Origin of the sequence: Cellulomonas jepli (assembly GCF_047229345.1) — a bacterium.
Classification (GTDB): Bacteria; Actinomycetota; Actinomycetes; order Actinomycetales; family Cellulomonadaceae; genus Cellulomonas_A.
This window is the reverse complement of record NZ_JBFTER010000144.1, coordinates 1-10,677: the sequence shown is the minus strand read 5'-3', so window position 1 is coordinate 10,677 and position 10,677 is coordinate 1. Positions and strand designations below refer to the sequence as shown.

The window sequence follows — 10,677 nt, the reverse complement described above, 5'->3', positions numbered from 1 at the left end:
GTCCCGCAGCGGCGGGGCGTCCCGGCTCGGCGCCACCCGCGCGCGCCCGCGTGCCGGCCGGCGCGGCCGCCCGCGCGAGCAGCGGCGGGAACCCGGGCTGACGCGCCCGCGCGTGACCCGGGGGACGGGGTCCGCGGGTCACGGGCCGTGACGAGGGCGAGGGCCAGGGCGAAGGACGAGGCGCGGGACCGGTCGGCGCGGGCTCCGGGGTGGACGCCGACGCCGCAGCGGGCGCCGACCCCGGCGCCGACGTGAGCCGCGGCGTGGGGACCGACGGCGGGCCGACCCGGGGCACGCCGGCGCCCCGCGACCCGCCGACAGGTTCGTCGGCGGGCGCGGTCGTTCCGAACGGCCGGGTCGTCGTGCTCACGAGTTGTTGGTCGTCTGCTCCGCGTCGAACCGCAGCGAGATCGAGCTGGACGTGTCCTGGTACTCGTTGCCCGCGTCCTGCGCGAGGTCGAGGCGCACGCACAGCGTCTCCGACTCCTGCGAGGGCAGGTCGCGGTCGCCGGGCTGCGCGAGGCTCGTCGGGTCACCCAGCAGGCGGGTCCACCCGTCGGTCGCGAGCGCGCCGGCACCCTCGACGTGCCCGGCGCGGGCGAGGGGCTCGGCGGCGTCCGTCCCGGCGCGCGTGCACGTGACCCCGGCGTAGAGGCGGAGCTGGAGCTGCGCGGACAGGCGCGCCTGCGTGGCCTCGGCGTCGGGCGCGTGGTCCGCGGTGCCGGACGCGGTGTCGACGTCGCTGGCCTGGTAGCGGACGGCGTAGCGGTAGCGCAACGAGCCGCCGTTGCGCACCGTGACCTCGGCGAGCACCGCGTCCCCCGGCGCGAGCCCCCCGCTCGGCACCACGAAGTCGGGCGCCGACGCGGCGAGGTCGATCGTGCCGGTCGTGATGCCGTTGCCGGCGACCGCCTCGTTGTCGGTGAACAGGGCCGCCGTCGTCAGGGCGGTCACGCCGATCCCGGCGAGGCCGAGGATCACGACCGTCGAGACGAGCCGGCGGCGTCGGGCGGCGTCGTGGCGCTGGGGGCGGGGGTCGACCATCTCCATGAGGAGCTCGTCCATCGGTCTCGGGGTGCCTTTCATCGAGGTGGGGCCGCGCGCGGTGCGGGGGTCCCGGTGGGGGTCGTGGGGCTCATCGGCAGGACGCCCGGGCGACTTGAGCGTTTCTGCACGACTTCGTGCGGGGATCGGACGGTCTGGGCCGGTGCGGCCCAGCCTGGGCCGGTGTGCGCCGGTTCGGGCGGGCTCGCGGGCTACACGGACGCCACCGGGCGGGCGGGGCGGGGAACCTCGGCGACGGCGGGGCGGGCGACGTCGGCGACGGCGGGGCGGGGGACGTCGGCGACCGCGGTCGACACCGATGTCGGCACCGGGTCGGGAAGCTCGTCGGCGGGCAGCGCCTGGGCGTAGTGGTACCCCTGCGCCTGGTCGACGTCGAGGCTCCGCAGCATCTCGGCGGTCGCCGCGTCCTCGACGCCCTCGGCCACGACCGTGAGCCCGAACGAGTGCGCGAGGTCGACCATCGCCTTGACGACGACGCCCGACCCGCGCCCGCTCGACGGCAGGCTCGTCGCGGTCAGCCCGGTCACGAAGCGGCGGTCGATCTTGAGCTGGTCGACGGGCAGGTCGAGGAGCTGGGAGATCGACGTGTTGCCGATCCCGAAGTCGTCGATCGCCACCTGCACGCCGAGCGCGGACAGGCGCTCGAGCACCGGGACGATGCGCGACGGCTCGGTGACCAGCGCGGTCTCGGTGATCTCGACCTCGAGCAGCTCGGCCGGGACGTCGTGCTCGAGCAGCAGGTCCTCGATGAGCAGGACGACCGTGGGCGACGTGACGTCGTGCGCCGAGAGGTTGACCGCGACGGGCGTCGTGCGTCCCTGGCGGTGCCACTCCGCGAGCTGGGAGACGGCGGCCGTGAGCGCGAACCGGGTGAGCTCGTGGATCAGGCCGGACTGCTCGGCGAGCGGCACGAACAGGTCGGGCGGCAGGAGCCCGCGCGTGGGGTGGCGCCAGCGGATCAGCGCCTCGTAGCCGGCGGTGAGCCCGGTCCGCAGGTCGACCTTCGGCTGGTAGTGCAGCTCGAGCTCGGCATGCCCGTCGACCGCGGTGCCCTCGCCGCCAGCGCCGCCCGGGGCGTCGGGCGCCGGCCCTCCGCGCACGGCCCCGCGCCCCGTGCTGCGGGCGCCGAGCGCACGGTGCAGGTCGCCGAGCAGCACGAGGCGCGCGGGGGAGGAGTCGTCCTCGTCCGGCGAGTACACCGCGACGCCGAGGCGGTGCGCCTTCGCGGTGTACATCGCGACGTCGGCCATCCGCATGAGGGACGTCGCGTCGTCGGCGTGGTCGGGCAGGCACGCGACGCCGATGGACGTCTCGACGTGCAGCGGCAGCTCGCCGAGCACGAACGGCGCCGCGAACACCCCGCGCACCCGCTGGGCCAGCCGCTCCGCGTCCTCGATGCTGTGCACCTCGGGCAGCAGCACCGCGAACTCGTCGCCACCCAGCCGCGCCACGAGGTCCTCGTCGCGCAGCACGTCGCGCAGCCGGGCGGCGACCTGCTCGAGCAGCTCGTCGCCGCGGTCGTGCCCGAGCGAGTCGTTGATGTCCTTGAACCGGTCGACGTCGAGCAGCACGAGGCCCACGCGGGTGCCGTCCTCGTGCGCGCGCTCGATCGACCGGCCGAGGCGGTCGGCGAGGAGCCGGCGGTTCGGCAGGCCGGTGAGCGAGTCGAGGAGCGCGAGGCGCGCGTTGTCGAGCGCGGAGCTCTGCAGCCGGCGGGACGCCGTCAGCACGGTCCGGAACAGCAGCAGCCAGAGGATCACGAGGCCCGCGACGACGACGACGGTGACGGTGCGGCTCCCGTCGCGCAGCGCCGCGGTCGTCGCCGTGTGGTCGAGCACGACCTCGGCGGCGCCGAGGACCTGCCCGTCGACCGTCATCGGGGTGTAGACCGACAGGACCTCGCGCTGCGTGCCCCCGAGCTCGCCGCCCCGGACGTCGGTGACGACGCGCGCGTCGGGCGTGGCCTTCCGGGTCGCGGCGTCGAGCCGGTCGCCGTCCGGGAAGCCGGTCGAGGCGCTCTCGGAGTCGTAGAGCAGGTTCCCGTCGAGCGTCCAGAGGCGCAGCGACACGAGGCGGCCCTCGTAGCCCGCGAGCTCGTCCTCGAGGCGCGCCCGCTGGTCCGGGTCGAGCAGCGCGAGCGTGAAGGACTCCGCGTCGACCGCGCGCCCCGCGTAGACCGCGACGGTCTGGGCGGCGTCGACGCCGTCGCGCAGCGCCTGGCGCTGGAGGACGCCGGAGATCGTCACCACGAGGGTCGTGCCGAGCGCGAGCATGGCGAGCACGCTCACGACGGCGAAGTACCGGGTCAGGGACCAGCGGCGACGGGCGGGAGGCAGGGTGACCTCGCGGGGGCGGGACGGGGCGGCGGGGGGACGCGCGAGCCCGGGGAGGCGGGGCTCGTGGCACACAGTAGGGGAGCGGAAGCGACAATTGTGAGATTCTCCTCATCTGACGCGCCGCTCCTTGGACGGATGTCCGGGTTCACCCGGCACGGCGCCGCGCTTTCACCCCGTCGGCGGCAGCCCGTGCCCGGTCCCGCGGGTAGCGTCGGACCGAGGAACAGCCTCACTGCGGCCCCCTGGGCCGCGTCCATGGACGGACACCCGATGCACGAGCTCTCCCCCTGCACGGTCCGCGCGGCGGACGACGACGTGACCGTCGTCGGCTTCGTGCGTGCGTTCGAGGGCGACACGCTCACGATCGGCTCCGAGGACCTCGTGCGCGGGCTCGCCGCCGGCCGGGACGTCACCGTCCAGGTGCTCGACGAGGTCCGCGGCGAGTGCCTGTACGCCGGGTTCGTCTCGCGCGTCGCAGGCGACCAGGTGGACATCGCCGACGTCGACCTGGTCGCGACCCTGCAGAAGCGCGAGGTCGCGCGGGTCCGCACGTCCGTGCCGTGCCGCGGCGTCGTGTCGCGGCCCGCCGAGGTGTTCCTCGAGGGGCTCGAGGCTGCCGACCCCGCGCCGCACCCCGGGGGCGAGCACGAGCTGGACTTCACGGTGCTCGACATCAGCGCGCACGGCATGCGCGTGCTGGCCCGCGACACCGTGCCCGTCGGCAGCGTGATCCGGTTCGAGTTCCCCGAGCTGGACCAGCCGTTCCTGCTCGCGGCCGTCGTCGTGCGCGTCCAGGAGTCCCGCACCGGGATGCACTACGGGTGCCGGTTCGAGGGGACGACCGCGCGCGAGGCCGACGCGCTGTTCGGCTACGTCATGCGCACCCAGGGCGCCCAGCGCCGCGAGCGCCTGCGCATCTGACGGCGCGTGCTCCCGCGGCGCCGACCCGCACGGCCCTGAGCCGGGCGCCCGCGGCACCGACCCGCGACGCAGCACGCCGTGCGCGCGCCGGACCCTCGGGCGACGATCAGGCATGCGTCCGCGCCGCCTCGCCCGTCTGCTCGACGGCTCCCTGACTCTCCGCGCGCACGGCGAGGTCGACGCCGCGACGGCCTGGCGCCGCTACGACGAGCTCGCGCTTTGGCCGCGGTGGGCGCCGCACCTGCGCCGGGTCGACGCCGACGCGCCGACCCTGACCGCGGGTGGTCGCGGTCGTGTCCGGGGGCCGCTCGGCGTGACCGCGCGGTTCGCCGTGATCGCCGTCGAGCACGACCGCCGGCGGTGGACGTGGCGCGTGCGGTCGGGGCCGCTCGTCGTGCTCCTGGAGCACGGCGTCGACCGGGGACCGGGCGGGACGGGCTCGCGGACGTGGCTGACGATGCGGGGGCCGTACCCGGCGCTCGTCGGCTACGCGCCCCTCGCGTGGTGGGCCCTGCACCGGCTCGTCAGCAGGCGGACGCTCCCCGGACGAGGCGCGTGAGCGACCGGCCGGCCCGGACGGGCAGCGTCGGCCCCACGCGGGTGCTGCGGCCCCTCGCCGGACCTACAGTGACGGGCGTGCAGCCCACCCCGACCAGCCCGTCCGCAGGACCGGCGCCGCAGCGCCGCTGGGTCCCGGCGGACGCCGTGCGCGTCGCCGGGGTGCTCAGCGTCCTCGTGGCGCTGACGTTCGACGGGGTCGCGGTCGCGCTCATGCTGCTCGTGCTCGGCGGGCTCGTCGTCCCACGCCTGCTGCGCGTGCCGGGCGGGCTGGACGTCGCGTACGGCATCGGGCTGCTCGTCGCCGCGTGGAGCGGGATCCTCGACGTGTACGAGGCGGTCGCGTGGTGGGACCTCGTCGTGCACCTCGTCGTCACGGGGCTCGTCGCGGCCGTCGCCTACCTCGCCGTGGTGCGGCTCGGCGCGGCGCTGGACCCCCGCGACGCGACGACGCGCGGGCAGCGCGCCGGCGTCGTCCTGCTCACCGTCGGGCTCGGCCTCGCGCTGGGCGTGCTGTGGGAGATCAGCGAGTGGCTCGGCCACACGTACCTCGACGAGTCGATCTACGTGACCGAGGCCGACACGATCGGCGACCTCGTGGCCGACGCCCTCGGGTCGGTCCTCGCGGGCACGGTGCTGGTGCGCCGCGGCGCCGCGTCCTCGACCTCCTCGACCAGCGAGCGGCCCAGCAGGTCCGCGGCACGGTCGCCCGGGACGGCCCGGTCGAACAGGAACCCCTGACCGCTCGCGCACCCCACCTCGCGCAGCGCCGCGAGCTGACCGACCGTCTCGATGCCCTCGGCGATGACCTCGAGGCCGAGGGCGCTGCCCATCGCGATGATCGCCTTGACGAGCTCCCGGCTCTGGGTCCCCTCGAGGATCTCGCTCACGAAGGACCGGTCGATCTTGAGCGCGTCGACCGGGTAGCGGTGCACGGTCTGCAGGGACGAGTGCCCGGCCCCGAAGTCGTCGATGTGCAGGCGCAGCCCGGCCGTGTGCATCTGCTCCATGAGGTGGTGCGCGAGCTCGGGGCGCCGCATGATCACGCCCTCGGTGACCTCGAGGGTCAGGCACGTCGCGTCGAGCCGGTAGCGCCGCAGGCACGCCAGGACGTGCTCGACGAGGCCCGCGTGCCAGAACTCGCGGTCCGAGATGTTGACGCTGACGTTGACCGGGCCGTCGTACGTCTCCCGCCACTGCGCGACCTGGCGGCACACGTCCTCGAGGATCCAGCGCCCGAGCCGCACGACGAGCCCGGTCTCCTCCATGAGCGGCAGGAACTCGCCCGGCCCGAGCAGCCCGCGCGTCGGGTGGGCCCACCGCACGAGCGCCTCGAAGCGGTGCACGTGGCCCGCCGCGAGGTCGACGATCGGCTGGTAGTGCACCGCGAACTGCTCCTCGTCGAGCGCCTGCTGCACCTCGGCCTGGAGCCGCACGTGGTGCACGGCCTGGTCGTGCATCGCGGCGTCGAAGTAGGAGAGCGTGCCGGGCTCGTGCGACTTGGCGTGGTACATCGCGGTGTCCGCGTCGCGCAGCACGTCCTCGGCCCGCTCGTAGCTCACGGCCGACGACGCGATGCCGAGGCTCGCGGTGACCCACAGCGCGTGCCCGTCGATCTCGACCGGCCGCGCGAGGCTGTGCTGGATGCGGCGGGCGACGCGGGGGACCTGCTCGGGGTCGATGCTGTCGAGCAGGACCGCGAACTCGTCGCCGCCGAAGCGCGCCGCGGTGTCCTGCGGGCGCAGCACCGACCGGATGCGCTCGCTGACCTCGCGCAGCAGCCGGTCGCCGACCTGGTGGCCGAGCGAGTCGTTGACGACCTTGAACCGGTCGAGGTCGAGGAACACCACGGCGAACGGCACCTGCGCCGCGACCCACCGGTCGACGCTCGTGGTGAGCCGCTCCAGGAACATGCGCCGGTTCGGCAGGCCGGTCGCCGCGTCGTACATCGCGTTGCGGCGCAGCTCCTCCTCGAGCTGCTTGCGGTCGTCGATGTCGGTGAGCGAGCCGAGGATCGTCCGCGCGTGCCCGAGCAGGCCGCGGCTCGTCACGGGCATCGCGCGCGCGAGCCTCCAGCGGTAGCCCTCGTGGCCCGGACCGCGGAAGCGGTACTCGATCTCGGCGTGCGGGAGCGTGCCGTCGACCACCCGGAGCAGCTCGGCGCGGAACCGCTCCCCGTCCTGCGGGTGCACGCCCTGGAACCAGATGGTCCGCATGTCGAGGTCGCCGGCGCGGTGCTCGACGGGGAGCCCGAGGAGGTCCGAGCAGCGGTCCGAGAACGACATCTCGCCGGTCTGCGGGTCCCACTCCCACAGGCCCTCGTTCATCGCCCGGGCCAGCAGCGCGTAGCGCTCCTCGGACGTGCGCAGCGTCTCGGTGAGCTGCTCCTGCTCGAACGCCGCGCACAGCAGCGCGGCCCAGTGGTTGTAGGTGTCGCGGCCCGCGGACGTGTCGATCGGGCCGACGACGGCGAGCGTGCCCCAGTCGGTGCCGTTCGCCCGCACCGGCATGAGGTACGTGACCTCGCCGCGGCTCGCGTCCGCGGCCTCGACGAGCTCGACGGGCGGGAACTGCTCGGCGCGCACCACGTCGCCGACGCGCACCGGGCCGGCGACGCCGTCGGGGTCGTGCACGCCGGCGACGACGAGCTGCCCGTCCCGCCAGCGCGCGAGCACCCCGACGCGCACGTGCGAGCTCGCGAGCCAGTGCAGCCGGCCGGGGTCGTCCGTGCCGTGCCCGAGCAGGCCCATGCCGATCTCGTACTGCTCCTGGTTCGCGCCGCGGAGCTCGTCGACGCGGCCCACGTAGAGGCCGGCCTGGATCCGCCAGAGCGCGGCGGACGCACGGCTCCCGATGCTCTCGACGAGGCCCCGCACCGCGGAGCCCGGTCCGTCGAGCGCCCCGACCCGGTCCTGCACGTAGCGCGTGAGCGCGTCGTCGACCCGCTGGAGGACCTCGGGGCGGTGCACGTGCGCGGACAGCGGCCCGAGCACCGCGGCGACGCGGTCGTGGTCGGGGCGCTCTCCGGTCGCGACGACCTGGTCGACCACCGCCGCGAGCGCGTCGAGCGTCGCCTGCACCGCGTACCGCGCGTGGACGAGCGGCGAGCCCGCGACGAGCACCGCGTTGAGCCGTGACTCCAGGGCCTCGAGGGCCTCGGCGGGGCTGACCCGTGCGCACCGCGGCTGCTCGTCGGTCGCCGCGCACCCGCACGACGCGCGGGCGACGACCTGCGAGGGCGGCGCGTGGCCGGCCGGCTCGGGGCTGCCGCCGCGGAGCTCGTCGAGCAGGAGGCGCCCCGCGAGCGCGCCGATGCTGTCGAAGCGCTGGTTGACGGTCGTCAGCGTGGGGCTCGTGAACGCGCCGGCCTCGACGTTGTCGAAGCCGACGACGGCGAGGTCGCGCGGCACGGCGACCCCGGCGGCGGCGACGACGGGGACGAAGCCCAGGGCGTTGCGGTCGGTCGCGAACATCACGCCGGTCGGCCGGTCGTCGGACGCGAGGAACACCGCCGCGGCCTGCGCGCCGCCGTGCTCGACGTTGTTGGCGACGGGGTAGAAGTGCGCGGGGTCGGCGACGAGCCCGAGCTCGTCGAGCGCGGCGACGTACGCGTCGTACCGCTCGACCATGTCGGGCTGGGCGAGGCAGCCGACGAAGCCGATGCGGGTGTGGCCGTGCTCCGCGAGGTGGCGCACCGCGTCGCGGGTGCCCTGCGCGTTGTCGGGCATCGCGACGGGCGCGTCGAACCCCGGGATGCGGTTGCTCGTGAGGGTCACGGCCTTGCCCGCGGCGCGCACCTCCTCGAGGTACGCGCGGGGGACGGCGGCGGAGACGGAGACGACCGAGTCGACGTGGTCCCAGGCGAACCGTGCCGTGTACGGCGGCGGCTCCACGGCGTCGTCGTTCATCAGGCCCGCGTCCAGCGTCTGCGCGACGACGACGCGCCGCCCGGTGCGGCCGAGCTCCCGCGTCACGCCGGCGAGCACCTCGCCGAAGTAGTCGCCCGTGGCCCACTGCGAGAGCACCAGGACGGCGTTCGGGGTGGTCACGGCTCTCCTCGGGGTCGTGCGGTCGACCGCGCGGTGCCGCGGTGCCGCCTTCCCATCGTCCGGTGGGCGCAGATCCTGACGACTCGGGCACCGCCGACGTGCTCGGGAGGTGGACGATCGTCCAGTTTTCACCCGGCCGGCGGCTCCCCCGAGCCGCCCCGCGGGCGTGCCGGACCCTCCGCGCGCACCCGGTGTGTCGCACGTGACGCGACAGACACGCACGTAAACGCCCCGCATGAGGCACACTGGGTGGTGCGATGCGCGCAACCAGCGCGTCCGACGTCGTGGAGCACCGGCGGGTCTCGAGCAGTCGAAACCCCGCAGAGCCGCCGCGAGCCCCGACCTCCTCCACCGCCGGAAAGGCGCCCCCTCATGACCTTCTCTGCTCTCGGCGTGCCCGAGTCCCTCGTCCAGACCCTCACCGCGCAGGGCATCACCGCCCCGTTCCCGATCCAGACCGCGACGCTCCCGGACACCCTCCAGGGCCGCGACGTCCTGGGTCGCGGCCGCACCGGCTCCGGCAAGACGCTCGCGTTCGCGCTGCCGATGGTCGCCCGCCTCGCGGCGTCGACCGGCGCGCGCCGCGCCGCCCGCCCTCGCGGCCTCATCCTGGCCCCGACGCGCGAGCTCGCGACGCAGATCACCGCGACGCTCGAGCCGCTGGCCCGCGCCGAGCGCCTCAGCATCACGACGATCTTCGGCGGCGTGTCCCAGAGCCGTCAGGTCAGCGCGCTCAACGGCGGCATCGACATCCTCGTCGCGTGCCCCGGCCGCCTCGAGGACCTGCTCAAGCAGCGCTGCCTCACGCTCGACGGCGTCGAGATCACCGTGCTCGACGAGGCCGACCACATGGCCGACCTCGGGTTCCTCCCGGGCGTCAAGCGGATCATGGACCAGACGCCCAAGCGCGGTCAGCGCATGCTCTTCTCGGCGACGCTGGACAACGGCGTCGACCAGCTCGTCAAGCGCTACCTGAGCAACCCGCTCACGCACTCGGTCGACTCCGCGGAGTCGCCGGTCGCGAAGATGACGCACCACGTGCTCGCCGTCCCGGACGCCGAGGCCAAGCGCCTCGTCGTGCAGGAGCTCGCCTCGGGCACCGGGCGCCGCGTGCTGTTCATGCGCACCAAGCACCAGGCCAAGAAGCTCGCCAAGCAGCTCACGAGCGCGGGCATCCCCGCCGTCGACCTGCACGGCAACCTCAGCCAGCCGGCCCGCGAGCGCAACCTCGAGGCGTTCTCGAGCGGCTCCGTGCGCGTGCTCGTCGCGACCGACATCGCGGCGCGCGGCATCCACGTCGACGACGTCGAGCTCGTCGTGCACGTCGACCCGCCGGCCGAGCACAAGGCGTACCTGCACCGCTCGGGCCGCACCGCGCGCGCCGGGTCCGAGGGTGTCGTCGTCACGGTCATGCTCCCCGAGCAGGCCGGCGACGTCCGCACCCTGACCCGTCAGGCCAAGATCAACGTCCAGCCGCAGCCGACCCGTCCGGGCTCGCGCGTCGTCGCCGAGCTCGTCGGCGAGGTCGCCCCGCTCGTCACGCCGACCGCGGCGTCGCTCGGCATCACGCCGGCGCCGGGCCAGCCCCGTCGCGGTGACAGCCGTCCCGCCGGTGGCGGCAACGGTCGTCGCCGCGGAGCCGGTGGCGGCACGGGCGGTGGCGGCGGTCGCGGTCGCGGCGCCGGTGCCTCCGCGGGCGGTCAGGGTGGCGCTCCGGCGTCGGCCGGCGGCCGCAGCCAGGGTGGCGG

The 10,677-nt window shown here is 75.2% G+C and carries 6 protein-coding genes and 1 pseudogene; 4 read left to right on the top strand and 3 right to left on the bottom strand.

Annotation, left to right across the window (positions count from 1 at the left end):
- Positions 1–366: 366 nt before the first annotated feature.
- Positions 367–1,065 (bottom strand): TasA family protein, encoded by a 699-nt coding sequence (locus AB6N24_RS21670; protein ID WP_412871435.1) that lies wholly within the window; start codon positions 1,063–1,065, stop codon positions 367–369.
- A 191-nt stretch (positions 1,066–1,256) separates the two neighbouring features.
- Positions 1,257–3,353, bottom strand: coding sequence for a putative bifunctional diguanylate cyclase/phosphodiesterase (locus AB6N24_RS21665; RefSeq protein ID WP_412871434.1), 2,097 nt, complete (start codon positions 3,351–3,353; stop codon positions 1,257–1,259).
- A 318-nt stretch (positions 3,354–3,671) separates the two neighbouring features.
- Between AB6N24_RS21665 and AB6N24_RS21660 the strand changes: the two genes are divergently transcribed.
- The 3 genes from AB6N24_RS21660 (at position 3,672) to AB6N24_RS23155 (ending at position 5,621) form a co-directional block, all read left to right on the top strand.
- Positions 3,672–4,322, top strand: a complete 651-nt coding sequence (locus AB6N24_RS21660; protein WP_412871433.1) for a PilZ domain-containing protein — start codon at positions 3,672–3,674, stop codon at positions 4,320–4,322.
- Between the two features lie 112 nt (positions 4,323–4,434).
- Positions 4,435–4,881: an SRPBCC family protein gene (locus AB6N24_RS21655; RefSeq protein ID WP_412871432.1), complete on the top strand. Its 447-nt coding sequence runs from the start codon at positions 4,435–4,437 to the stop codon at positions 4,879–4,881.
- Positions 4,878–5,621: a DUF2238 domain-containing protein gene (locus AB6N24_RS23155; RefSeq protein WP_489672069.1), complete on the top strand. Its 744-nt coding sequence runs from the start codon at positions 4,878–4,880 to the stop codon at positions 5,619–5,621. The genes AB6N24_RS21655 and AB6N24_RS23155 overlap by 4 nt, the downstream gene beginning before the upstream one ends.
- A gap of 38 nt (positions 5,622–5,659) precedes the next feature.
- Here AB6N24_RS23155 and AB6N24_RS21650 read toward each other — a convergent pair.
- Positions 5,660–9,166: pseudogene (locus tag AB6N24_RS21650) on the bottom strand (EAL domain-containing protein); the annotation flags it as partial.
- A 135-nt stretch (positions 9,167–9,301) separates the two neighbouring features.
- On the opposite strand from AB6N24_RS21650, the gene AB6N24_RS21645 reads away from it, so the two are divergent.
- On the top strand, positions 9,302–10,677 hold a 1,376-nt coding region (locus AB6N24_RS21645), incomplete at its 3' end, for a DEAD/DEAH box helicase (RefSeq protein ID WP_412871430.1).

Excerpts from the sequence above, each read along its gene's own strand:
- AB6N24_RS21655 (WP_412871432.1), top strand. The coding sequence starts at position 4,435 with ATGCGTCCGCGCCGCCTCGCCCGTCTGCTCGACGGCTCCCTGACTCTC.
- AB6N24_RS21660 (WP_412871433.1), top strand. The coding sequence starts at position 3,672 with ATGCACGAGCTCTCCCCCTGCACGGTCCGCGCGGCGGACGACGACGTG.
- AB6N24_RS21670 (WP_412871435.1), bottom strand. The coding sequence starts at position 1,065 with ATGGACGAGCTCCTCATGGAGATGGTCGACCCCCGCCCCCAGCGCCAC.